21 protein-coding genes, 1 tRNA gene and 1 pseudogene are annotated in these 22820 nt (G+C 71.3%); 15 read left to right on the top strand and 8 right to left on the bottom strand.

Annotated features, from left to right (window positions below; genetic code table 11):
• Window positions 1-106: 106 nt before the first annotated feature.
• On the top strand, window positions 107-388 hold the full coding sequence (locus ACIBLA_RS24815; RefSeq protein WP_003954777.1) for an HU family DNA-binding protein: 282 nt from the start codon (window positions 107-109) through the stop codon (window positions 386-388).
• A 127-nt stretch (window positions 389-515) separates the two neighbouring features.
• Here ACIBLA_RS24815 and murA read toward each other — a convergent pair whose 3' ends face one another.
• Window positions 516-1856 carry a UDP-N-acetylglucosamine 1-carboxyvinyltransferase gene (gene murA, locus ACIBLA_RS24820; protein WP_363243761.1) on the bottom strand — a complete coding sequence of 447 codons (1341 nt, stop codon included), beginning with the start codon at window positions 1854-1856 and terminating at the stop codon, window positions 516-518.
• Between the two features lie 285 nt (window positions 1857-2141).
• On the opposite strand from murA, the gene ACIBLA_RS24825 reads away from it, so the two are divergent.
• Window positions 2142-2702: a YqgE/AlgH family protein gene (locus ACIBLA_RS24825; RefSeq protein ID WP_363243760.1), complete on the top strand. Its 561-nt coding sequence runs from the start codon at window positions 2142-2144 to the stop codon at window positions 2700-2702.
• Here ACIBLA_RS24825 and ACIBLA_RS24830 read toward each other — a convergent pair.
• Together ACIBLA_RS24830 and ACIBLA_RS24835 are read right to left on the bottom strand one after the other, a co-directional pair.
• Complete coding sequence (locus tag ACIBLA_RS24830; RefSeq protein ID WP_363243759.1) at window positions 2695-3414, bottom strand: response regulator transcription factor; 720 nt, start codon at window positions 3412-3414, stop codon at window positions 2695-2697. The two genes, ACIBLA_RS24825 and ACIBLA_RS24830, sit on opposite strands and share 8 nt — an antisense overlap.
• Window positions 3411-4631: a sensor histidine kinase gene (locus ACIBLA_RS24835; RefSeq protein ID WP_399199910.1), complete on the bottom strand. Its 1221-nt coding sequence runs from the start codon at window positions 4629-4631 to the stop codon at window positions 3411-3413. Before ACIBLA_RS24835 ends, ACIBLA_RS24830 begins: the two co-directional genes overlap by 4 nt.
• A 114-nt stretch (window positions 4632-4745) precedes the next feature.
• On the opposite strand from ACIBLA_RS24835, the pseudogene ACIBLA_RS24840 reads away from it, so the two are divergent.
• The 7 genes and pseudogenes from ACIBLA_RS24840 to ACIBLA_RS24870 all read left to right on the top strand — a co-directional run.
• Window positions 4746-5459: pseudogene (locus ACIBLA_RS24840) on the top strand (ABC transporter ATP-binding protein); the annotation flags it as partial.
• Complete coding sequence (locus tag ACIBLA_RS24845; RefSeq protein WP_399199911.1) at window positions 5459-6259, top strand: ABC transporter permease; 801 nt, start codon at window positions 5459-5461, stop codon at window positions 6257-6259. The pseudogene ACIBLA_RS24840 and the gene ACIBLA_RS24845, both read left to right, overlap by 1 nt.
• A gap of 69 nt (window positions 6260-6328) precedes the next feature.
• Window positions 6329-6631, top strand: a complete 303-nt coding sequence (locus ACIBLA_RS24850; RefSeq protein WP_189106896.1) for a DUF3039 domain-containing protein — start codon at window positions 6329-6331, stop codon at window positions 6629-6631.
• Window positions 6632-6893: 262 nt separating this feature from the next.
• Window positions 6894-8540, top strand: coding sequence for a beta-N-acetylhexosaminidase (locus ACIBLA_RS24855; RefSeq protein WP_399199912.1), 1647 nt, complete (start codon window positions 6894-6896; stop codon window positions 8538-8540).
• 256 nt (window positions 8541-8796) lie between these two features.
• Window positions 8797-9693, top strand: coding sequence for an FAD binding domain-containing protein (locus tag ACIBLA_RS24860; protein ID WP_363243754.1), 897 nt, complete (start codon window positions 8797-8799; stop codon window positions 9691-9693).
• Window positions 9690-11159: a 2Fe-2S iron-sulfur cluster-binding protein gene (locus ACIBLA_RS24865; protein ID WP_399199913.1), complete on the top strand. Its 1470-nt coding sequence runs from the start codon at window positions 9690-9692 to the stop codon at window positions 11157-11159. The genes ACIBLA_RS24860 and ACIBLA_RS24865 overlap by 4 nt, the downstream gene beginning before the upstream one ends.
• A complete protein-coding gene (locus ACIBLA_RS24870; RefSeq protein ID WP_399199914.1) occupies window positions 11156-13465 on the top strand; it encodes a xanthine dehydrogenase family protein molybdopterin-binding subunit in 2310 nt (769 codons plus the stop codon). The genes ACIBLA_RS24865 and ACIBLA_RS24870 overlap by 4 nt, the downstream gene beginning before the upstream one ends.
• Before the next feature lie 31 nt (window positions 13466-13496).
• Here ACIBLA_RS24870 and ACIBLA_RS24875 read toward each other — a convergent pair.
• Window positions 13497-13568, bottom strand: a tRNA-Cys gene (locus tag ACIBLA_RS24875).
• Window positions 13569-13737: 169 nt separating this feature from the next.
• Between ACIBLA_RS24875 and ACIBLA_RS24880 the strand changes: the two genes are divergently transcribed.
• The 6 genes from ACIBLA_RS24880 to ACIBLA_RS24905 all read left to right on the top strand — a co-directional run bounded on the left by ACIBLA_RS24880 (window position 13738) and on the right by ACIBLA_RS24905 (window position 19655).
• Window positions 13738-15216, top strand: a complete 1479-nt coding sequence (locus ACIBLA_RS24880; RefSeq protein ID WP_363243751.1) for an MFS transporter — start codon at window positions 13738-13740, stop codon at window positions 15214-15216.
• Between the two features lie 46 nt (window positions 15217-15262).
• On the top strand, window positions 15263-15460 hold the full coding sequence (locus ACIBLA_RS24885; RefSeq protein ID WP_363243750.1) for a CopG family transcriptional regulator: 198 nt from the start codon (window positions 15263-15265) through the stop codon (window positions 15458-15460).
• A 4-nt stretch (window positions 15461-15464) separates the two neighbouring features.
• Entirely contained in the window at window positions 15465-15848 is a 384-nt protein-coding gene (locus ACIBLA_RS24890) for a type II toxin-antitoxin system death-on-curing family toxin (protein WP_363243749.1), read from the top strand.
• A 138-nt stretch (window positions 15849-15986) separates the two neighbouring features.
• Window positions 15987-17771: a DEAD/DEAH box helicase gene (locus ACIBLA_RS24895; RefSeq protein ID WP_399199917.1), complete on the top strand. Its 1785-nt coding sequence runs from the start codon at window positions 15987-15989 to the stop codon at window positions 17769-17771.
• A 387-nt stretch (window positions 17772-18158) separates the two neighbouring features.
• Window positions 18159-18800, top strand: a complete 642-nt coding sequence (locus ACIBLA_RS24900; RefSeq protein WP_023541417.1) for an IclR family transcriptional regulator — start codon at window positions 18159-18161, stop codon at window positions 18798-18800.
• A 57-nt stretch (window positions 18801-18857) separates the two neighbouring features.
• The gene (locus ACIBLA_RS24905; RefSeq protein WP_363243747.1) at window positions 18858-19655 is read left to right on the top strand and encodes a S16 family serine protease; all 798 of its coding nucleotides are present in this window, start codon (window positions 18858-18860) and stop codon (window positions 19653-19655) included.
• Here the strand turns inward: ACIBLA_RS24905 and ACIBLA_RS24910 are convergent.
• The 4 genes from ACIBLA_RS24910 to ACIBLA_RS24925 all read right to left on the bottom strand — a co-directional run bounded on the left by ACIBLA_RS24910 (window position 19585) and on the right by ACIBLA_RS24925 (window position 22653).
• The gene (locus tag ACIBLA_RS24910; RefSeq protein WP_399199919.1) at window positions 19585-20208 is read right to left on the bottom strand and encodes an HAD domain-containing protein; all 624 of its coding nucleotides are present in this window, start codon (window positions 20206-20208) and stop codon (window positions 19585-19587) included. The two genes, ACIBLA_RS24905 and ACIBLA_RS24910, sit on opposite strands and share 71 nt — an antisense overlap.
• A 14-nt stretch (window positions 20209-20222) precedes the next feature.
• On the bottom strand, window positions 20223-20915 hold the full coding sequence (locus ACIBLA_RS24915) for a class I SAM-dependent methyltransferase (RefSeq protein WP_399199920.1): 693 nt from the start codon (window positions 20913-20915) through the stop codon (window positions 20223-20225).
• Entirely contained in the window at window positions 20916-21827 is a 912-nt protein-coding gene (locus ACIBLA_RS24920) for an aminoglycoside phosphotransferase family protein (RefSeq protein WP_399199921.1), read from the bottom strand.
• A 76-nt stretch (window positions 21828-21903) separates the two neighbouring features.
• Window positions 21904-22653, bottom strand: coding sequence for a hypothetical protein (locus ACIBLA_RS24925; RefSeq protein WP_399199922.1), 750 nt, complete (start codon window positions 22651-22653; stop codon window positions 21904-21906).
• Window positions 22654-22820 lie beyond the last annotated feature (167 nt).

Consider the following 22820-nt stretch of genomic DNA (forward strand, 5'->3'; position numbering starts at 1 on the left):
GCGAAGACCTGAAGAACAGACCCGGTCACAGGGACTGTCAGAGGGTCCTGGCAGCATCGGCTTCGATCTCACGCCTCACACGCAAGAAGAACACGGGAGTAACAACATGAACCGCAGTGAGCTGGTGGCCGCCCTGGCCGACCGCGCCGAGGTGACTCGCAAGGATGCCGACGCCGTGCTGGCCGCCCTCGCCGAGACGGTCGGCGAGATCGTCGCCAAGGGCGACGAGAAGGTCACCATCCCCGGCTTCCTGACCTTCGAGCGCACCCACCGTGCCGCTCGCACCGCTCGTAACCCGCAGACCGGCGACCCGATCCAGATCCCGGCCGGCTACAGCGTGAAGGTCTCCGCGGGCTCCAAGCTCAAGGAAGCCGCCAAGGGCAAGTAACCCTCAGTCAGAGCAGAAGGGCGGTCACCCCGATCGGGGTGGCCGCCCTTGTGTCTGTCCCTGCCTGTCCGGTGTCTGTCCGGTGTCTGTCCGGTGTTCCGTCCGTCCGACGGGTGGGGACGGGGCGTCAGACGACTGAGCCGCCCGGCAGTTCGACCTTCGCGCCCAGCTCGACCAGCTTCTCCATGAAGTTCTCGTAGCCGCGGTTGATCAGGTCGATGCCGTGCACCCGCGACGTGCCCTGCGCCGCCAGCGCCGCGATCAGATACGAGAAACCGCCCCGCAGGTCGGGGATGACCAGATCGGCGCCCTGGAGCTTCGTGGGACCCGACACGACCGCCGAGTGCAGGAAGTTGCGCTGGCCGAAGCGGCAGTCCGAGCCGCCCAGGCACTCCCGGTACAACTGGATGTGCGCGCCCATCTGGTTGAGCGCCGACGTGAAGCCGAGCCGGGACTCGTACACCGTCTCGTGGACGATGGACAGGCCCGCTGCCTGCGTCAGCGCCACCACCAGCGGCTGCTGCCAGTCGGTCTGGAAACCCGGGTGTACGTCGGTCTCCAGGGCGATCGCGTTGAGCGGGCCGCCCGGGTGCCAGAAGCGGATGCCCTTGTCGTCGATCTCGAACGCCCCGCCGACCCGGCGGAAGGTGTTCAGGAACGTCATCATCGACCGCTGCTGCGCGCCGCGTACGTAGATGTTGCCCTCGGTCGCCAGCGCCGCCGACGCCCAGGACGCCGCCTCCAGACGGTCCGGCAGGGCGCGGTGGTTGTAGCCGCCGAGCTTGTCGACACCGGTGATCCGGATCGTCCGGTCGGTGTCCATCGAGATGATGGCGCCCATCTTCTGGAGCACGCAGATCAGATCCTCGATCTCCGGCTCCACCGCGGCGTTCGACAACTCGGTGACGCCCTCGGCCAGAACGGCCGTCAGCAGCACCTGCTCGGTCGAGCCGACCGAGGGGTACGGCAGCCGGATCTTCGTGCCGCGCAGCCGCTGCGGGGCCTCCAGATACTGTCCGTCCGCCCGCTTCTCGATCGTCGCGCCGAACTGGCGCAGCACCTCGAAGTGGAAGTCGATGGGCCGACCGCCGATGTCGCAGCCGCCGAGGCCCGGAATGAAGGCGTGGCCCAGACGGTGCAGCAGCGGGCCGCAGAACAGGATCGGGATGCGCGACGAGCCCGCGTGGGCATCGATGTCGGCGACGTTGGCGCTCTCCACGTGCGACGGGTCGAGGACCAGCTCGCCCGGTTCCTCACCGGGGCGCACGGTCACGCCGTGCAGCTGGAGCAGGCCCCTGACGACCCGTACGTCACGGATGTCGGGCACGTTGCGCAGTCTGCTGGGCCCGCTGCCGAGAAGGGCGGCGACCATGGCCTTCGGCACCAGGTTCTTCGCGCCGCGGACGCGGATCTCGCCCTCCAGCGGGGTTCCGCCGTGGACAAGCATTACATCGTCTGTGCCGGTCATGAATCTCGCGTTCCGGGAGTCGTCGGACAGGGGGCCAAAGCAAAAGGGTAAGGGGCCCACACCCCTGTCCCGTAAGGCATCGGGCCCCCTGGAGCCGTGAGAAAGGCGGCAGAACACTTTCTGTTCACCACCCCTTGCGTTGAGTCATCTTTCTCTTTGTGTCCACTTCGGTCCGAATCGCGGCGCGTCCCTGCGCTCCCCGTGCAGCCGTGCGCCTGATCTGCGATCACGCACACTCTGCCGCGCGGGCCCCGCGGAAGGCGAATGTGCGGGATCATGTCTCGCATGACCGAGGTGTCCTCGCTCACAGGGCGGCTGCTCGTCGCGACTCCGGCCCTGGCGGATCCGAATTTCGACCGCGCGGTGGTGCTCCTGCTCGACCACGACGAGGAGGGGTCACTCGGCGTGGTCCTCAACAGGCCCACCCCGGTGGACGTCGGGGACATCCTGGAGTCCTGGGGCGGTCTCGCCGGGGACCCCGGCGTCGTCTTCCAGGGCGGACCGGTCTCCCTCGACTCGGCGCTCGGTCTCGCCGTCATACCCGGTGACGAGGGGCCGCTCGGCTGGCGGCGGGTGCACGGCGCGATCGGCCTGGTCGATCTGGAGACGCCGCCCGAACTGCTCGCGCGGGCGCTCGGCTCGCTGCGGATCTTCGCCGGGTACGCGGGCTGGGGCCCCGGCCAGCTGGAGGACGAACTGACCGAAGGCGCCTGGTACGTGGTCGAGTCGGAGCCCGGAGACGTGTCGTCGCCGCGCCCGGAGAGCCTGTGGCGCGCGGTGCTGCGCAGACAGCGCAGCAGACTCGCCATGGTGGCCACCTACCCGGACGACCCCTCGCTCAACTGACGGGCGGCACCCGGTCCCGCGGGCTGTGCGGCGCCGTCGTCCCGGCGGTCACCAGGCCCGTCTCGTACGCCACGATCACCAGCTGCGCCCTGTCCCGCGCCCCGAACTTCGTGAGCAGATGGCTCACATGCGTCTTCACCGTCGACAGACCGACGAACAGGCGCCGGGCGATCTCGGTGTTCGTCAGACCGCGCGCGACCAGCTCCAGCACGTCGCGCTCGCGATCCGTCACCCCGTCGAGCCCCGCGCTGTCCCGCCGGGCCGGTCCCGGGCGGCGGGCGAACTCGGCGATCAGCCGGCGCGTCACCGCCGGGGCGATCAGGGCCTCACCGGCCGCCACCACGCGGATCGCGGCGAGCAGTTCGGCGGGCGGGGCGTCCTTGAGGAGGAAGCCGCTCGCGCCCGCGCGCAGCGCGCCGTACACGTACTCGTCCAGGTCGAACATGGTCAGGATCAGGACACGCGGGAGGTGGCCGGCGGCCGGCGGGGCCCCCGGCCCGGCGCAGATCAGGCGGGTCGCCTCGATGCCGTCCGTGCCCGGCATCCGTACGTCCATCAGCACCACGTCCGGGCGGGCCTCGGCCGTCAGCCGGACCGCCTCCGCGCCGTCCGCCGCCTCACCGACGGCGACCAGACCCGGCTCGGCGTCCACGAGGAGCCGCAGACTGCCGCGCAGCAGGGCCTGGTCGTCGGCGACCAGCACCCGGATCACCGGGGGGTCTCCACACGCGCGTCGGCGGGCGTCGCGTCGTACGGCAGGGTCGCCCGTACCGCGAAGCCGCCGGTGTCACGGTGCCCGGCGGTGAACGTCCCGCCGTACAGGGCGACGCGCTCGCGCATGCCCACCAGGCCGTGCCCCTCGTGCTGTTGGCTTTCGACGTGCACGGCAGGACCGAGAGGGCGGCCGTCGTTCACGACCTCGATACGGATCACACCGTCCACGGCCCCCACCCGCACCCGGCAGGGCACCGCGGGGCCCGCGTGCCGCAGCACGTTCGTCAGCGCCTCCTGCACGATCCGGTGGACGGCCAGCCCCGCGCCCTCCGGCAGTCCGTCGAGCCCTTCGGTGGTCAGCTCCGCGCCCGCGCGGCGCGCCAGTTCGGGCAGGGCGCCGGGGCCGGGGACCGGGCCGAGCGCGGGCGGCAGGCGCTCGCCGGTGGTGTCCGAGCGCAGCACACCGAGCATGTGCCGCATCTCGGTGAGCGCACCCCGGCCGGTGGCCTCGATGATCCGCAGCGCGTCGTGCGCCTCCTCGGGCCGCGTCCGTACGACATGGTTGGCCACGCTCGCCTTGACGACGATCAGGCCCATCGAATGCGTCACGACGTCGTGCAACTCCCTGGCGATCCGCAGCCGCTCCTCGGTGACGGCGCGCTGGGCCATCTGCTGCCCCGTCCGCAGCACCAGCGCGCGCCGCTCCCGTACGACCCGGCCCAGCTCCCCGGCGGCCAGCAGCGCGGCGAAACCGAGCAGCAGCTGGCCGGGGCCCGCCGACCACCAGTACGTGTCCGCCATCCCCGCCGGTGCGAAGAGACCGGCGACCGTCAGCAGGAGGATCGCCAGACCGGGCAGCCAGCGCTCCCACCAGTGGCGGCCCTCGCGGGTCGCGGTGACCGTGTACAGCGCGAACGCGGCAGGGAGAAAAGGGTCCCAGAGGGCGTCACAGACCACGGCGACGGCGGACACCCCGGTCACCCAGCAGAAGACGGGCAGCGGGGCGAGCCGGCGCAACGCCACCGGGAGCGTGGCGGCGGCCATCAGCGACAGCTGGAGCCAGAACGGCACCTCCCGGCCGCCGGCCGTCGTCCCGCTCGTCCCGCCCGGCACGGTGGCGTCGGGGGTGCCGGTGGAGGTGAGCAGCAGCACGTACACGAGAACGACGAGCACGTCGCGCCCGAACGCCGCACGTGGGCGGCTGTCGACGGTCATGCTCCGACGGTAGAGGCGGGCGGTGGGCCGCCGCGTCCCTCCCGAGGGGGAGACGGCGCCCTTCCGTCCCCGGCCCGATGCGCCGACGGCGGCGCGGACGGGACCGTACAGCGCATGATCGAAGTGTCTGACCTGACCAAACGTTACGGCTCGACGACCGCCGTCGACGCGCTGTCCTTCACGGTCGAACCGGGCCGGGTGACCGGCTTCCTCGGCCCCAACGGCGCCGGCAAGTCCACGACGCTGCGCATGATGCTGGGCCTGGACCGTCCCACGCGCGGCCACGCCCTGATCGACGGGCAGCCCTACGTACGGATGCGCGACCCACTGCGCGCCGTGGGCGCGCTGCTCGACGCCTCGTCCGTGCACGGCGGACGGACGGCCCGCGCCCATCTGCGCTGGCTCGCCAGGACCAATCGCATTCCGGACAGCCGTGTGGACGAGGTGATCGGGGCGACCGGTCTGGACGGCGTCGCCGGCCGCCCGGCGGGGACGTTCTCGCTGGGCATGGGGCAGCGGCTCGGGATCGCAGCCGCGCTGCTCGGCGATCCGGGCGTACTGCTGCTGGACGAGCCGGTCAACGGGCTCGACCCGGAGGGCATTGTCTGGATCCGCACCCTGATGCGGGAGCTGGCCGCCGAGGGGCGGACCGTGCTCGTCTCCTCGCATCTGATGAGCGAGGCGGCGCTGACCGTCGACCATGTGGTGGTGATCGGGCGCGGCAGGCTGCTCGCCGAGGGCGGCGTGGCCGAGATCGTCCGTACGTATGCCGGGCCCGCCGGTTCGCTGGAAGAGGCGTTCATACGGCTGACGTCGGGCGGTGTGCGATGAGCGCGGTACGCGGCGGACAGCAGGGCGACACCACGCGCCTCTTCCTGGCCGCGCTCTCGGCCGAGGGGCTCAAGCTCCGTACGGTCCGCTCCACTTGGTGGAATCTGGCCGCCGTCGTGGCCCTCTCGGTCGGCATCGGGTTTCTCTACGGCTCGGTGATCAAGGGCAATTACGCCGACTTCGGGGCCAAGCCCGAGTGGGACGCCGTCGGTTACGGCTTCGCCGGCACGAACGTCGCGCAGCTCGCGCTCGTCTGCTTCGGGGTGCTCGCGGTGGGCGCCGAGTACTCGGCTGGGACGGTCCGGGCCTCGCTCACCGCCGTACCGCGCCGGGGCGTGTTCGGCGCCGCGAAGCTCACCGCTGTCGCGGTGACGGCCTTCGCGGTGACCCTGCCCACCGCCGTCGCCACCTTCGCCGCCGCGCAGACCGCGATGGGGGAGCGGCAGAACGCGGCGCTCGGCGATCCGGGCGCGGTGCGCGCGACCGTCGGGCTCGCCGTCTACCTCACGCTGCTGTGTCTGATTTCCGCCGGTGTCACGATGATGCTGCGCAGCACCGTCCTGGCGCTCGGCATCCTCGTCCCGCTGTTCTTCATCGTGTCGGACATCCTCGCGAACCTGCCCGGTGTCGGCTCCGTCGCGCAGTACCTGCCCAACGTCTCCGGGGCCCAGATCCTGCGGGTGGTCCCCGACGACCGGGTCGACGTGGGCATCTGGGGCGGGCTCGGCGTACTGCTGCTGTGGACGGCCGCGGCGCTCTGCGGAGGGCTCGTCGCACTGAGGCGACGCGACGCGTGAGCGGCCGGGTGCGGGGGGCTCGGGCCCGCGGCCATCGGGATGGCGGAAGCGTGGGTACCCTTGGCGGTTATGAGCACTCTTGAGCCCGAGCGCGGGGCAGGTACGGGCACCCTCGTGGAGCCGACACCGAAGGTGTCGCACGGCGACGGTGACCACGAGCGCTTCGCCCATTACGTCCAGAAGGACAAGATCATGGCGAGTGCCCTCGACGGCACTCCGGTGGTGGCACTGTGCGGAAAGGTCTGGGTACCGGGGCGTGACCCCAAGAAGTATCCGGTCTGTCCGATGTGCAAGGAGATCTACGAGTCCATGGGCCCCGGCGGGGACAAGGACAAGGGCGGCAAGGACAAGAGCGGCAAGGGCAAGAACTAGGCGGTACACGGCCTAAGGGGCGTCCGGCGGACAGGGCCGCCCCTGTCCCTTCCTCCTCGGACGCCGCCCACGTGAACGCGAACGGCTCCGGGGCGCGCACACGCGCGCCCCGGAGCCGTTCGCGTTCACGCGGGGGTGATGATCACCGACTGGTTGAGACCACTTGTCCGTTCGTCGGGGCCGGGCCTAGTGTCCAGTCGGACACTTCACGACCCATTGACTCCGGCATATGCCAGCCGAACGAGGACTGAGGACTGACGTGATGGACCTGATCCCGGCGCCTGTCAGTGTCGAGGGCCCGCAGAGTGGTGGCTTCGTCCCCGACTCGACCACCACGCTCTGGGCGGGGCCCGGGACCGAAGGCACCGAGCGCTGGCTGCGCGCCACCGTCGGGGCGGCGCTGGGACTGCCGCTCGCCCCCGGCCCTCCGGGGGGCAGCAACGCCGTGTCGCTGCGCATCGACGAGTCCATGGCCCCCGAGGCGTACCGGCTGGACATCACCGCCGAGTGGGGCGCCGAGATCCACGGCGGCAGCGCGGCCGGTGTGTTCTGGGGCGCCCAGACGCTCCGTCAGCTCCTCGGCCCCAAGTCCTTCCGCCGCGCGCCCGTGTCCCCCGGTGTACGGCAGGAGATCCCCCGTCAGGTCATCGAGGACCACCCCCGGTTCGGCTGGCGCGGCGTCATGCTCGACGTGTCACGGCACTTCATGCCCAAGGACGGGGTCCTGCGCTTCCTGGACCTGATGGCCGCGCACAAGCTGAACGTCTTCCACTTCCATCTCACCGACGACCAGGGCTGGCGCGTCCAGATCAAGCGCCACCCGAAGCTGACCGAGATCGGCGCGTGGCGGTCCCGGACCAAGTACGGCCACCGGTTCTCCGACCTCTGGGACGAGAAGCCGCACGGCGGTTACTACACCCAGGACGACATCCGCGAGATCGTCGCGTACGCCGCCGAGCGGCACATCTCCGTCGTCCCCGAGATCGACATACCCGGCCACTCGCAGGCCGCCATCGCCGCCTACCCCGAGCTGGGCAACACCGACGTCGTCGACACCTCGGCGCTGGACGTCTGGGACACCTGGGGCGTCAACCCGAACGTGCTCGCGCCCACCGACAACACCCTGCGCTTCTTCGAAGGCGTCTTCGAGGAGCTGCTCGACCTCTTCCCGGCCGCCACCTCGCCGTACATCCACATCGGCGGCGACGAGTGCCCCAAGGACCAGTGGAAGCGCTCACCCGCCGCCCAGGCGCGGATCGCCGAACTCGGCCTGGCCGACGAGGACGAACTCCAGTCCTGGTTCATCCGGCACTTCGACGGCTGGCTCTCCGCGCGCGGCCGGCGGCTCATCGGCTGGGACGAGATCCTGGAGGGCGGGCTCGCGCCCGGCGTCGCCGTCTCCTCCTGGCGGGGATACGCGGGCGGGATCGCGGCGGCCAAGGCCGGACACGACGTCGTCATGTGCCCCGAGCAGCAGGTGTATCTGGACCACCGCCAGTCGGCGGACGAGGACGAGCCGATGCCGATCGGGTACGTCCGTACGCTTGAGGACGTCTACCGCTTCGAGCCCGTACCGCCGGAGCTGACCGGCGCCGACGCCGCCCATGTGCTGGGCACCCAGGCCAATGTGTGGACCGAGGTGATGCAGGACCGTTCCCGCGTCGACTACCAGCTCTTCCCGCGCCTCGCGGCTTTCGCCGAGGTCGCCTGGTCCACGCTGCCCGCGTCCCCGGACCGCGATTTCACCGATTTCGAACGCCGAATGACCGTGCACTACAAGCGCCTTGACGCCCTGGGGGTCGATTACCGGCCGCCCGGCGGCCCGTTGCCCTGGCAGAAGCGTCCGGGACCGAACGGGGACTCCGCCGTTCTCGGACGTCCGATCGAGGGGGCGCCCCCGAACGTATGACCCCAACGTGTGCCCCCAACCGGGGCTGTCTGTACGAATAAGGCGTACAAGGAGTGCCGAACAATGGCATTCCGTATGTGTCGGTGAAGGGGCATGAAAGCGGACCTTCCCCTCGTTCGGGGGCGGATGCGTGCTTCATGGACCCCCGGACCGGCAGGCCCGGAAGTTGTGCCAGAGTTGCCTTGTCCGGCCTGTGAGCACGTACGGTACGGCCAACACAGGCGGACAGCCGGGACACCGGGAAGGGGCAGCTGGGTTGACCACGCACGCACCGCAGACGGCGCAGTCCGTGACGCTGCCGGCCACGCTCGACGAGGCTGTGGCGGCGCTGAGCGCCATGCCTGCCGCCGTGCCCGTCGCGGGTGGCACCGATCTGATGGCCGCCGTCAACAAGGGCCTGCTGAGACCGGCGGGCCTGGTCGGCCTCGGCCGGATCAGCGAACTGCGCGGCTGGCACTACCAGGACGGCCACGCCCTGCTGGGCACCGGGCTCACCCACGCGCGCATGGGACGGCCCGACTTCGCCGCCCTCATCCCCGCGCTGGCCGCGTCCTCGCGCGCCGCCGGACCGCCCCAGATCCGTAACGCGGGCACGCTCGGCGGGAACATCGCCAGCGCGGCCCCCACCGGCGACTCGCTGCCCGTCCTCGCGGCCCTGGAGGCGGACCTCGTCGTCGCGGGCCCCGACGGCGCGCGCCGTGAGATCCCGGTCTCGCATCTGCTGGCGGGCCGCGAGATGCTGGCGCCCGCCGAACTCATCGGCTTCGTACGAGTCCCGCTGCTGCACGCCCCGCAGGTCTACCTCAAGGCGACCGGCCGCACCGGCCCCGGCAGGGCCACCGCGTCCGTCGCCGTCGTGCTCGACCCGGCGCGCCGCGGCGTGCGCTGCGCGGTCGGTGCCATCGCGCCGATGCCGCTGCGCCCGCTGGAGGCCGAGCGCTGGATCGCCTCGCTGATCGACTGGGACGCGGACCGCGGACTGGCGCCCGAGGCCCTGACGGCCTTCGGCGAGTACGTCGCCGCGGCCTGCATCCCCGACCCGGAACCGCCGGCGGACGGGAGCGAGCCGCCCGCCCTGCCGCCCGCCGTACTGCACTTGAGGCGTACCGTCGCCACGCTGGCTCGACGAGCACTGGGGAGGGCGCTGCCGTGACCACCGACGAGAACGAGAACTCCGGGACTCCGGAGGGGCGTCGTGGCGCCTGGCAGCCGATCCCGCAGGGCGGCGAGTACGACGCGGAGGCGACCGCGTTCGTCCAACTGCCGTCCACGCCCCCGGCCAGGACGGACGCGCCGCTGGAGGCGCCCGGACACGGGTACGTACCCCCGACGATCCACCAGCCGCAGCAGCCGGACGGCGGCGTGGGCGCGGCCGGTGAGGCGGGGGCGGCGGGTGCCGGGCAGTGGGCGCCGCACACGCTGCCGGCCCAGCCCGATCCGTACGGCTACGGGCAGGGGTATCCGCAGGGGTACGGTCCGAGCGGGGACGCCGCGCCGCACGTGCCGCACATGCCGCACGATCCGCAGGCGACCGGACAGTGGTCCTTCGCGGACGCCGCCGACACGACCGGCGCCGCCGACTCCCGTACGGAGCCGGCGCCCCAGGCTCCGTCGCAGCCCACCGGGCAGTGGGTGATCCCGGTCATCGGGGACGATCTTCCCGACGAATCGGGCGAGTTCACCACGTCCATGCCGACCACCTCGCAGTGGTCGGGCGGTGCGCCGCCCGCCACCCTTCCGGGTGGTGCGCGCGCTCCGTGGGCGACCGAACCGGAACCGGTCCCCGAGCCGACGCCGGAGGTCGCCGAGCCCACGGCGGAGCCCGTGCCCGAGGTCGTGGCCGAGGGACCGGAGCCGGCGCCGGAGGCCGTAACGGAGCCCGAGTCCGCACCCGAGGCGGGTCCGGAAACGGAAACGGAAGCCGAAGGCGCACCCGAGCCCGCGACCGAGCCCGCGGCCGGACCGGAGACGGAGCCGGCACCCGAGCCCGCACCGGAGCCCGAGCCCGCCCCCCTCACCAGCAGCAACGACAGCGCCGAACACCCCGCCAACTCCTACGTCCTGCGCGTCAACGGCGGCGACCGCCCCGTCACCGACGCCTGGATCGGAGAGTCCCTGCTCTACGTCCTGCGCGAGCGCCTGGGTCTCGCCGGCGCCAAGGACGGCTGCTCGCAGGGCGAGTGCGGTGCCTGCAACGTCCAGGTCGACGGCCGTCTCGTCGCCTCCTGCCTCGTCCCGGCGGCCACGGCCGCCGGTTCCGAGGTCCGTACGGTCGAGGGCCTCGCCACCGACGGCGAACCGTCCGACGTCCAGCGCGCGCTGGCCAACTGCGGTGCCGTGCAGTGCGGTTTCTGTATCCCCGGCATGGCCATGACCGTCCACGACCTCCTCGAAGGCAACCACGACCCCAGCGAGCTGGAGACCCGCCAGGCGCTGTGCGGCAACCTCTGCCGCTGCTCCGGATACCGGGGCGTGCTCGACGCCGTCGCCGACGTCGTCGCCGAGCGCGCGGCGAGCGCCGACGCCGCCGACGAGGCCCGTATCCCGCACCAGGCACCACCGGGCGCCGGCGGCGCCCACCCCGCACCTCTCGACCCGCACGACGGAGGCATGGCGTGAGCAACGACGCGGCCACCGAGACCCAGGCGCTCGACGGCCCCCAGCAGGAGCCGCCGGCGCTGGGTCTCGGTGCGTCCCTCCCCCCGGCCGACGCCCGTGCCAAGACCGAGGGCACGTTCCCGTACGCCGCCGACCTCTGGGCCGAAGGCCTGCTGTGGGCGGCGCTCCTGCGCTCACCGCACCCGCACGCGCGCATCCTGTCGATCGACACGGCCGCCGCCGCCGAAATGCCGGGTGTACGGGCCGTGGTGACCCATCTCGACGTCCCCGGCGACCCCTCCTACGGACGGCTCGTCGCCGACCGCCCCGTCTTCGCCTCGGAGGTCGTACGCCACCACGGCGAGGCCATCGCCGCCGTCGCGGCCGACCACCCCGACACGGCCCGTATGGCCGCCGCCGCCATCGCCGTCGAGTACGAGGTACTCGCGCCCGTCACCGACCCGGAGAAGGCCTTCGAGGCCGAACCGCTGCACCCCGACGGCAATCTCATCCGCCACATCCCGCTGCGCTACGGCGACCCCGACCTCATGGGCGACGTGGTCGTGGAGGGCCTGTACCGCATCGGCCGTCAGGACCCGGCCCCCATCGGCGCCGAGGCCGGACTCGCCGTACCGCGTCCCGACGGCGGCGTGGAGATCTACACCGGCTCCACCGACCCGCACACCGACCGCGATCTCGCCGCCGCCTGCTTCGGTCTCGAACCGGACCAGGTGAAGGTCGTCGTCACCGGCGTCCCCGGCGCCACCGGCGACCGCGAGGACCCCGGCTTCCAGATCCCGCTCGGTCTGCTCGCCCTGCGCACCGGCCACCCGGTGAAGCTGGCCGCGACCCGTGAGGAGTCCTTCCTCGGGCACGCGCACCGGCACCCGACGCTGCTGCGCTACCGCCACCACGCCGACAGCGAAGGCCGGTTGGTCAAGGTCGAGGCGCAGATCCTGCTCGACGCGGGCGCGTACGCGGACGCGTCGTCCGAATCCCTCGCGGCGGCCGTGGCGTTCGCCTGCGGCCCGTACATCGTCCCGCACGCCTTCATCGAGGGCTGGGCCGTACGCACCAACAACCCGCCGTCGGGCCACATCAGGGGCGAGGGCGCGATGCAGGTCTGCGCCGCGTACGAGGGCCAGATGGACAAGCTCGCGGCCAAGATCGGCATCGACCCGGCCGAGTTGCGCCTGCGCAACGCGCTGGCGACCGGCGACATCCTGCCCACCGGGCAGACAGTGACCTGCCCGGCGCCCGTGGCCGAACTGCTGCGCGCCGTACGCGACTTCCCGCTTCCCGCGCTGCCCAAGGACATCCCCGAGTCGTCCTGGCTGCTGCCGGGCGGCCCCGAGGGCGCGGGCGAGCCCGGCGCCGTACGCCGAGGTGTCGGCTACGCGCTCGGCATGGTCCACATGCTCGGTGCCGAGGGCGCCGACGAGGTCTCCACGGCCACCGTCAAGGTCCACGACGGCGTCGCCACGGTCATCTGCGCGGCCGTCGAGACCGGCCAGGGCTTCTCCACCCTCGCCCGCCAGATCGTCCAGGAGACGCTCGGCATCGAGGAGGTCCACGTCGCGTCGGTCGACACCGACCAGCCCCCGGCGGGCCCCGCCACGCACGGCCGCCACACCTGGGTCTCCGGCGGCGCGGTCGAGCGCGCGGCGAAGATGGTCCGTAAGCAGCTCCTCCAGCCGCTGGCACACAAGTTCGGCATGTCGACGGAGCTGCTCCAGATCACCGACGGCAAGATCACCTCCTACGACGGTGTGCTGTCGACCACCGTCACGGAGGCGATGGACGGCAAGGAGCTGTGGGCCACGGCCCAGTGCCGCCCGCATCCCACGGAGGCGCTGGACGAATCCGGCCAGGGCGACGCGTTCGTCGGGCTCGCCTTCTGCGCGATCCGCGCGGTCGTGGACGTCGACATCGAGCTCGGCTCGATCCGCGTCGTGGAGATGGCCGTCGCGCAGGACGTCGGCCGGGTACTCAACCCGGCGCAGCTCGCGACCCGTATCGAGGCGGGCGTCACCCAGGGCATCGGTACGGCCCTGACGGAGAACCTCCGTACGACACGCGGTGTGGTGCGCCGCCCCGACCTCACCGGCTACGCGCTGCCTACGTCCCTGGACGCGGCGGACATCCGTATCGTCAAACTGGTCGAGGAACGCGACGTGGTGGCCCCCTTCGGGGCGAAGCCGGTGAGCGCGGCACCGGTTGTGACGTCCCCGGCGGCGGTGGCGGCGGCGGTCCGGGCGGCGACGGGGCGGCCGGTCAACAGGCTGCCGATCAGGCCGCAGTCGGCGGTGGTGACGGCGAGCGCGTGACCCGCGCTCGCCGGGAGAAGGACTTCTTAAGAGGCCGTGGCGGGAATCGAACCCACGTAACTCGATTTGCAGTCGAGCCCCTGAACCACTCGGGCACACGGCCGTGCGTACCAATGCCCCGACCGTAGGCGCGGCGGCGTACGGCCCTCAAGGGCGCGCCGTACGCCGCAACATGACTGCCACACGCCGTTCATGGTCGTACGACCAAGGGACGAGGTCCGCAGCGACCAGTGACAGGGTTCACCTGGGCCCATGCCCCTTACTCTGAGGTCATGACCACCCTGGAACCGAGCGACGCCGACATCGCCACCGAAGCCGCTTCAGCCGCCCCGTCCCTCACCAAGGACTCCGGCCAGGACGGCGACGGCATCCTCGGCAGGACCCACCGGGCGCTCAGCATCGGCATCATCTGCGTCGTCCTGCTGATCGCCTTCGAGGCGACGGCGGTCGGTACGGCGATGCCGGTCGCGGCGCGGGAGTTGCGGGGCGTCTCGCTGTACGCGTTCGCCTTCTCCGCGTACTTCACCACCAGCCTCTTCGCGATGGTGCTCTCCGGGCAGTGGGCCGACCGAAGCGGCCCGCTCCGACCGCTGGTCACCGGCATCACCGCCTTCGCGGCCGGGCTGCTGCTCTCCGGCACGGCCGGCGCGATGTGGCTGTTCATCGCGGGCCGGGCGGTCCAGGGACTGGGCGGCGGACTGGTGATCGTCGCGCTGTACGTGGTGGTCAGCCGCGCCTACTCGGAGCGGCTGCGGCCCGCGATCATGGCCGCGTTCGCCGCGAGTTGGGTGATCCCCTCCGTCGTGGGCCCGCTCGCCTCCGGCACGGTCACCGAACACCTCGGCTGGCGCTGGGTGTTCGTCGGTATCCCGGTGCTGGTGGTGCTGCCGCTGGCCACCGCGCTGCCCGCGATCCGGCAGATGGCGAGCGGGCCGGCCCAGCCCTCCGACCCAGCTGTGCCCGTACCGGCCTTCGACCGGCGCCGGATCCGGCTGGCGCTGGCGATATCGCTCGGCGCGGGTCTGCTCCAGTACGCGGGCCAGGACCTGACGTGGTGGTCCCTGCTGCCCGGAGCGGCCGGCGCCGCGCTGATCGTGCCCGCCGTCCTCGGCCTGCTGCCGCCCGGCACCTACCGCGCCGCCCGCGGCATGCCGTCGGTCGTCCTGCTGCGCGGCGTCGCGGCGGGCTCCTTCATCGCGGCGGAGAGCTTCGTACCGCTGATGCTCGTCACCCAGCGCGGCCTGTCCCCGACGCTGGCGGGCCTCTCGCTGGCCGTGGGCGGCGCGACCTGGGCCCTCGGCTCGTACATCCAGTCCCGCCCCCGCATGGAGCCGCACCGCGAACGGCTGCTGATGGGCGGCATGGCGCTGGTCGCCGCCTCCATCGCCGCCGCGCCGAGCGTGCTGATCGACTCGGTCCCGGTCTGGACCGTCGGCGTCGCCTGGGCGGTCGGCTGCCTCGGTATGGGCGCGGTGATCGCGTCCACGAGCGTGCTGCTGCTGAAGCTCTCGCCTCCTGAGGAGGCGGGCACGAACTCGGCCGCGCTCCAGATCTCCGACGGCCTGTCGAACGTCCTGCTGCTGGCGGCGGGCGGCGCGGCGTTCGCGGCCCTGGGCGGCGGCGCGGTGGGCGCCCACGACCTCACCACGACCGACGCCTCCCACCCGGCGGCCTTCGCGGCGGTGTTCCTCCCGATGGCGGCGGTGGCGCTGGCGGGGGTGTGGGTGGCGACGAGGGTGAGGGTGCGGTAATTGGTACCGCTCCGGCCCGATCCGTCGATACCGTTCCGGTATGGCCATGAACTTGCGTCTCCGGGACGATCAGGAAGAGGCGCTGAAGCGCCAGGCGGAAGCGGAGGGGCGCACCCTGCAGTCGGTCGTCCAGGAAGCGGTCGACCGCTTCCTGGAACAGGAAGGGGATCGCGCCGCCGTCCGCCGGCTCGGTGCCACATACGCGGTGAGCCATGCCGATCTGCTGCGGCGACTGGGGGAGTAGGTGCATGAAGTACCTGACCGTCGAGGACACCCTCGACCTCGCGGAACTCGGTTGCGACGGGCAGCGGATCGCGGTCCGAGACCTCGGGCTGCTCAGCTCGGCGACGCACCGCCCCGAGTCGCGGATGTTCAATGTCGAGGCGTACCCGGACCTGTTCGAGAAGGCCGCGGCGCTGCTCCAGTCGCTGGCCGTGAACCACCCGCTGGTGGACGGGAACAAGCGGATGGCGTGGATGTCGACGGCTGTCTTCCTCGACTTCAACGGCATCGAAATGATCGACGTCGATCAGGATGAGGCCTACGAACTGGTCGTCGGTGTGGCCTCCGGCACGATCGAGGAAGCCGGGGAGATCGCGCGGCTGTTGCGCGCCCTGCACGACGGGATGTGACCCGGGTCGCACCTGGCCGGGCCCCGGCTTGTTCGTACGAGGATCGGGCCGGGCCGCCGGTAGGGTGGCCCGGTTGTCGTATCTGAGCCCGGCACAGCCGTGCAGCCCGTGCACCCGAGCGTCCGCGAACCGGAGACCGTGACTACTACCGCCTCCCACCACCTCTCACCCGCCTTCCCCGGCCGCGCCCCCTGGGGCACGGCCAGCAAGCTGCGCGCCTGGCAGGAGAAGGCGCTGGAGCGCTATCTCCAGGACCAGCCGCGCGACTTCCTCGCCGTCGCGACACCCGGCGCGGGGAAGACCACCTTCGCGCTGACCCTGGCGTCCTGGCTGCTGCACCACCACGTCGTGCAGCAGATCACCGTCGTCGCGCCGACCGAGCATCTGAAGAAGCAGTGGGCGGACGCCGCCGCGCGGATAGGGATCAAGCTCGACCCGGACTACAGCGCGGGGCCGCTGAGCAAGGAGTACCACGGGGTCGCCGTGACGTACGCGGGCGTCGGCGTACGGCCCATGCTCCACCGCAACCGCTGCGAGCAGCGCAAGACCCTGGTGATCCTCGACGAGATCCACCACGCCGGTGACTCGAAGTCCTGGGGCGAGGCCTGTCTTGAGGCCTTCGAACCGGCCGCCAGACGCCTCGCGCTGACCGGTACGCCCTTCAGGTCCGACACCAACCCGATCCCCTTCGTCGCGTACGAGGAGGGCAACGACGGCATCCGCCGCTCGTCCGCCGACTACACCTACGGCTACGGCAACGCGCTCGGCGACGGCGTCGTGCGCCCCGTCATCTTCCTCAGCTACAGCGGCAACATGCGCTGGCGCACCAAGGCCGGTGACGAGGTCGCCGCCAAGCTCGGCGAGCCGATGACCAAGGACGCGATCTCGCAGGCCTGGCGCACCGCGCTCGACCCGCGCGGCGACTGGATGCCCAACGTGCTGCGCGCCGCCGACCAGCGGCTCACCGAGGTGCGCAAGTCCATCCCGGACGCCGGTGGCCTGGTCATCGCCACCGACCAGGACCAGGCCCGCGCGTACGCCAAGCTCATCCGTGAGATCACCGGCACGAAGGCGACCGTCGTCCTCTCGGACGAGGCCGCCGCCTCGAAGCGTATCGACGACTTCAGCGCGGGCGACGAGCGCTGGATGGTCGCCGTCCGCATGGTGTCGGAGGGCGTCGACGTGCCGCGCCTGGCCGTCGGCGTGTACGCCACCACCATCTCCACGCCCCTGTTCTTCGCGCAGGCCGTCGGCCGCTTCGTCCGCTCCAGGCGGCGCGGCGAGACCGCGTCCGTCTTCCTGCCGACCATCCCCGGCCTCCTCGGTTTCGCCAACGAGATGGAGATCGAGCGCGACCACGTCCTCGACAAGCCCAAGAAGGCCGGCGAGGAAGACCCGTACGCCGAGTCCGAGAAAGAGATGGCGGAGGCCGAGCGCGAACTCGACGAGGACACCGGCGAACAGGACATGCTGCCCTTCGAGGCGCTGGAGTCCGACGCGGTCTTCGACCGGGTGCTGTACGACGGCGCCGAGTTCGGCATGCAGGCGCACCCCGGCAGCGAGGAGGAGCAGGACTACCTCGGTATCCCCGGCCTCCTTGAGCCCGACCAGGTGCAGATGCTGCTCCAGAAGCGGCAGGCCCGGCAGATCGCGCACAGCCGCAAGAAGCCCGACTCCGAGGCGGATCTGCTGGAGCTGCCGGCCGACCGGCGGCCGGTGGTCTCCCACAAGGAACTGCTCGAACTGCGCAAGCAGCTCAACACGATGGTCGGCGCGTACGTCCACCAGAGCGGCAAACCGCACGGAGTGATCCACACGGAGTTGCGCCGCGTGTGCGGCGGGCCACCGAGCGCGGAGGCCACCGGGGGCCAACTTCGCGAGCGGATCAAGAAAGTTCAGGAGTGGGCGACCCGGATGCGGTGATCGCCAACGTCTTTTTCTCCTCATCTTTTCCACCCCCTTCTCCGCCTCGGAGACGCTGTTGTGGCGTCACCGAGGCGTTTCTACGCGCGTCCATTCATGGGAAATCATGCGAATAGTCAGCGTGAGTCCCTTTTCGGCATGTGTTGTGGCGCGAACGGGGAGCAACCGACCCCCCATGACCGGATTCTGGACGAGGGCTTCCGCTGAGCGGTACGGATCGCTAATGTCCCGGCAATACACACGCGCCGTGGCAGGGCCGCCGCGGAGCGCAGCCGGTGCGCCATGGCCTGTCGGCGGCCTCTCCGTGCGTCGCCGATGGGACCGGTGCCGCAGCTTCCGTGAGAGGACCGTCGTCACTCACTCCGAAACTCCGAAGGAGAGGGCGTCGTGACCGCGGAGACCTCCCAGACGCTCGACAGGGGACTGCGCGTCCTCAAACTGCTCGCCGACACCGACCACGGGCTGACCGTCACCGAGTTGTCCAACAAACTCGGCGTCAACCGCACCGTCGTCTACCGACTCCTCGCCACCCTGGAACAGCACGCGCTGGTCCGCCGCGATCTGGGCGGACGCGCCAGAGTGGGCCTGGGGGTGCTGCGCCTGGGCCGCCAGGTGCATCCGCTCGTACGGGAAGCCGCGCTGCCCGCCCTGCGCTCGCTCGCCGAGGACATAGGCGCCACCGCGCACCTCACGCTCGTGGACGGCGCCGAGGCGCTGGCCGTCGCCGTCGTGGAGCCGACCTGGACGGACTACCACGTCGCGTACCGCGCCGGCTTCCGGCACCCGCTGGACCGGGGTGCCGCCGGCAAGGCGATCCTGGCCGCCCGGCAGGGCTCGTACACCGAGGCCCGGTGCACGCTCACCCACGGCGAACTGGAGGCGGGCGCCAGCGGCGCCGCCGCCGCGCTCGTCGGGGTGACCGGGATCGAGGGCAGCGTGGGTGTGGTGATGCTCGCCGACTCGGTGCCGGAGCGGGTGGGCCCGCGGGTGGTCGACGCCGCGCGCGAGGTGGCCGACGCACTGCGCTGAGCGGTTCCCGACACGGGCTGTGGACCGGGCCCCCGTACCGGCCGATAGATTGGCACTGTGCTCTCTCGTCTCTCCGGCCTCTCCCGCCCCCGCACCCTCGCCCTCTCCGCGGTCCCCGTCGTCGCGCTGCTCGTCGTCGTCGGCGCCGCCCCGCTGCCGTACGCGGTGGCCCAGCCGGGCCTGACCGCGAACGTCCTCGGCGACTACCAGGGCACGCCCGTCATCTCGATCAAGGGCGCGAAGACCCGCGAGCCGGAAGGCCGGCTGCGGATGACGACGATCCTGGCGACGGGACCGTCCGCCGACGTCGACTTCGGCGACGTCCTCGACGGCTGGATCCGGACCGACCGGGCCGTACTGCCGCGCGACTCCGTCTACCCGGCGGGCCAGTCCGACAAGGAGATCGAGAAGCACAACACCGACGCGATGGTGAAGTCGCAGAACACCGCCGTCGACGCGGCCCTCGACGAACTCGGCCGCCCTCGGGACTCCGTCGACGTCACGCTGCACCTCGCCGACGTCGGCGGCCCCAGCGCGGGCCTCCTCTTCGCCCTCGGCATCGTCGACCTGCTCGACGGCGACGGCTCGGGCGGCGACCTCACCGGCGGCCGCGACATCGCGGGCACCGGCACGATCGAGGAGAACGGCGACGTGGGCCCGGTCGGCGGCGTCTCGCTCAAAACCCAGGCGGCGAGCCGCGACGGCGCGACGGTCTTCCTGGTCCCCTCGGCGGAATGCGCCGACGCCCAGTCCGAACTCCCCGACGGGATGCGCCTGATCCCGGTCAGGACCCTGAAGGACGCGGTGTCGTCGCTGAAGGCACTGGAGCAGGGCGGCAAGGTCCCGAACTGCTGACGCCGCCGCCGGCCAGCACGTTATGTACAACCCCTCCGGCCCACTCCCGTACCTCCGCGAGATGGCTCAACTGAAGACCTCTGTACGGGTCAGGTTGGACGAGCATGGTCGGGTGGCCGCGAGCGGTGCGCTCCACGGCCCAGGTGTGGTCAAGTGCGGTGAAGTCGTCGTCGATCCAGACGGCCGGGGCTTCGCCGAGCCAGCTCTCGACGTGGTCGCGTTTCCAGAGGTAGCCGTCGGGATGGCTGGTGGTGATCCGAGGGTGCGGTAGGTCGACGTGGGGGAAGCCTGGGAGGCCGAGCAAGGGGCCGATGAGAGTGGCGGCGTCCTCACGCCAGCTTGTGCACCACACCGGGGTGATGAAGCCGCTGGTCAGGAGGGCGGCGAGGGGGCGGGCATGGTTCGGGTCGAGCCAGATGTCGACAGGTTTGTCCGGAGGACGGCCTGTGGGCAGGACGGTGTGGCGGACGTGGGTGGACGGGGTACTGCCGTCAGCGGCCGGGAACGGAATGAGAACGCCGTCGATGTCCAGGAGCAGGTAGGGCAGGGCCATCAGTGCCTCCGAAGTCAGCGTTTTCGGGCGGTGATCAGAAGAGTGGTGGGCCATGGGTCGAGACGAGGGTGGCGGAGTTCCCGCGAGGAGGTGACGCGGAAGCCCGTCCGGGAGAGATGGGCGCTCCAGCGGCGGGCGTCGAACTCCCATCGGGCGATGGGCAGTCGGAAGCGATCGGGCATGGTGACGTAGTCCTCGCGCGGATGGTCATCCGTCGACGGATGTCTTCCGGCCCGTGCCGGGTGCGGAACGGAGAAGGCCAGGACTCCACCGGGCCTTAGGCGCTGAGAGATGGCGGCGAGCAGGGGCGCGGGCGCGATCAGGCCGACGGCCCCGAAGACGGAGTAGATCGCGTCGAAGGTCCGGCCGGTGGCCTGGAGGTGGTGCAGCGCGTGGCCTGCGGCGAACGTGGCGCCGTCGATGTGACCGTAGTGGGAGCGGGCACGGCGCACCTGGAGTCCGATCAAGTCCACGCCGGTGGCGTGGGCTTGTCGGTATCTCGCGAGGTGGGCGACGTTGTGGCCGGAGCCGCACCCCAGCTCCAGGAGGTGCTTGCCGCGCAGGTCCCGGCCGAGAAGCTCGGCGCCGGGACCGAGGCCCGGGTGGGTGCTCCACTCCATGCGGGCCGGTGCGGTGAGTGCGTGAGCGGGGGCCGCGGCCATGCGCTGAACTGCGTGGGCGTACCAGGGTGAGACCTGGGCGAGCATTTAGACCTCCAAGTACCGTGCCACGTCGCTGAGATGGCGCCGGACGACGGGGATGTACGCGGGGTCCTTGGCCGGGTCGTCGATCCAGCGGACGGCCTGTTCCATGAACCACTCCACGGCCCACATACGGTGCCAGCCCAGCGCCCATGCCTCGGCGGCCAGCCCACCCCGGGGGGCGAGTGCGTCCTCATGGCCGCCTGCGGCGACGTACTGCTCAAGGAACACCCGCAGTCGCACGGGATTCGGCGCGTCGATGGTGCCGTGGTAGGACGCGAGATCGATCAGGCCCGGTCCGGTGAAGGCGCGGGCGAAGTCGAGGAGATGCCAGCCGTGCTCCCCGATGTGGACGCTTGTGGGATGGAATTCGGAGTGGACCCAGCCGAACGGGTCGAGCGCCGCACCTTGGCTACGGGACTCGGCTGCGGCGGCGATCTTCCCCAGCGCGGTCTCGATGTCGTCGCAGTCCGTCCAGCGGCCGGCCTTCCGCAACCGCTGGAGGTGTTCGATGGCACGTCCGGACAGGGCCGTGAGGCCACGGCCGTCGAGCAGGGGCAAACCATCTGCCGGGCGTGCTGCATGGAGCATCACGGCGGCGGCGACGCCGTCGAGGTCGTCGGCTGCGCGTACGGGGGAGCCCAGGTCGTCCATGAACATCCCGAGCCATTTGTCCCGTGTGGCGGTGGCGTGCAACTCAGGGACAGGCAGACCGCGCCGGTGTGCCACTCGAAGGGCCTGGGCCTCGCGGTCGAAGGGTTCCTTGGCGTACTTGAAGACGGCGGTGGTGGCGTCGGGGAAGGTGACGCGTTCGACGCCGGACATCTCCCAGACGCGAATCTCGGCGCGTTCGGGGAGGGGCTTGCCGACGAGGGTGCACAAGTCGTCCAGCAGGGTGGCGGACAGGCTCTGGTCCATGGGGGTCTCCAGGGGACTGATGTGTTCCGGGGCGGGGGAGTGGGCCGGCCCGCCCCGGAGTCGTACCGGGTTGGGGCTACTCGGCCGCGGTCACACGGTGGGCGTAGACCTGCTCGATCCAGCCCGCCTTGAACTCGGCAAGGTCATCACGGAAGTTCGCCATCGAGGCACCGTAGGGCGCGACGACGCCGCCGGACTGGTCCGGCACGGACTGGCAGCCGTGCACGAGCCGGCCGCCGAGAGCGGCGTGGGCCTTGATGGACTCGACCCGGCGGTGCTCGTTGAACCAGCCGCCGTGGTAGACCTCGTCCAGCATTCCGCCGGTCTCGTCGTCCAGGTCGAAGACGACGGAGGTGGCGGCGGGGAAGAACCAGCACGGGCCGACGTTGGAGATGTGCCCGTCCAGCTCGACCTTGTTGAGCGCCATCAGAGTGGCCGCCTCGCGCAGCATGCGCAGGTGGTGGGCGGTGATCTGAGGCAGTCCGAGGCCGGCCAGGTGCTCTTCGCGGAGGAGGTACGAGTACACGCCGTGGGCCGTCGTCAACACGCGTGTGGCATCCGACGTCGACTCGCCGTGCTTCTTGACGAAATCGAGCGCGAGTTGCTCGACCGCGCTCTCGGCCGTCTCGTCCACGTCGAGGAGCTGGGACTTCACCAACTCCCAGTCGGCGACGAGCCATGTGTTGGACTCGAAGCGGAAGAAGTATTCGGCCGGGTCGATGGTGAGGCGCCGATCGTCCACCTGGATGCCGGGCAGGCGGCTCCAGCGGGGGTCGAAGGCATCGGGTAACTCGACCGTGATGGTCGCGGTGTCGATGGTGGTCACCGTTTCTCCGTCTCTGATTGTCCGGGGCTGGGCATAGGAATGCCCGAGGCCGGTGGGGCGTAAGGAACTTGGGGCCGCCCCGTCCGAGAGTGGGGCGGCTTGCGATAAGTGAACCGCTCGTCACGCTCGGTGGGTACTGTGTGGCCGAGGCCCAGCGGTATACGCGG

It is taken from the genome of Streptomyces sp. NPDC050433 (assembly GCF_044458565.1).
In the GTDB taxonomy this organism is placed as follows: domain Bacteria; phylum Actinomycetota; class Actinomycetes; order Streptomycetales; family Streptomycetaceae; genus Streptomyces.

What these genes read in the sequence shown, in the direction of transcription:
- ACIBLA_RS24825 (WP_363243760.1), top strand. Translation starts at nt 2,142, where the DNA reads ATGACCGAGGTGTCCTCGCTCACAGGGCGGCTGCTCGTCGCGACTCCG.
- ACIBLA_RS24910 (WP_399199919.1), bottom strand. Translation starts at nt 20,208, where the DNA reads ATGGCCCTGCCCTACCTGCTCCTGGACATCGACGGCGTTCTCATTCCG.
- murA (WP_363243761.1), bottom strand. Translation starts at nt 1,856, where the DNA reads ATGACCGGCACAGACGATGTAATGCTTGTCCACGGCGGAACCCCGCTG.
- ACIBLA_RS24915 (WP_399199920.1), bottom strand. Translation starts at nt 20,915, where the DNA reads ATGCTCGCCCAGGTCTCACCCTGGTACGCCCACGCAGTTCAGCGCATG.
- ACIBLA_RS24855 (WP_399199912.1), top strand. Translation starts at nt 6,894, where the DNA reads ATGGACCTGATCCCGGCGCCTGTCAGTGTCGAGGGCCCGCAGAGTGGT.
- ACIBLA_RS24850 (WP_189106896.1), top strand. Translation starts at nt 6,329, where the DNA reads ATGAGCACTCTTGAGCCCGAGCGCGGGGCAGGTACGGGCACCCTCGTG.
- ACIBLA_RS24890 (WP_363243749.1), top strand. Translation starts at nt 15,465, where the DNA reads ATGAAGTACCTGACCGTCGAGGACACCCTCGACCTCGCGGAACTCGGT.
- ACIBLA_RS24845 (WP_399199911.1), top strand. Translation starts at nt 5,459, where the DNA reads ATGAGCGCGGTACGCGGCGGACAGCAGGGCGACACCACGCGCCTCTTC.
- ACIBLA_RS24835 (WP_399199910.1), bottom strand. Translation starts at nt 4,631, where the DNA reads ATGACCGTCGACAGCCGCCCACGTGCGGCGTTCGGGCGCGACGTGCTC.
- ACIBLA_RS24880 (WP_363243751.1), top strand. Translation starts at nt 13,738, where the DNA reads ATGACCACCCTGGAACCGAGCGACGCCGACATCGCCACCGAAGCCGCT.
- ACIBLA_RS24815 (WP_003954777.1), top strand. Translation starts at nt 107, where the DNA reads ATGAACCGCAGTGAGCTGGTGGCCGCCCTGGCCGACCGCGCCGAGGTG.
- ACIBLA_RS24885 (WP_363243750.1), top strand. Translation starts at nt 15,263, where the DNA reads ATGAACTTGCGTCTCCGGGACGATCAGGAAGAGGCGCTGAAGCGCCAG.
- ACIBLA_RS24920 (WP_399199921.1), bottom strand. Translation starts at nt 21,827, where the DNA reads ATGGACCAGAGCCTGTCCGCCACCCTGCTGGACGACTTGTGCACCCTC.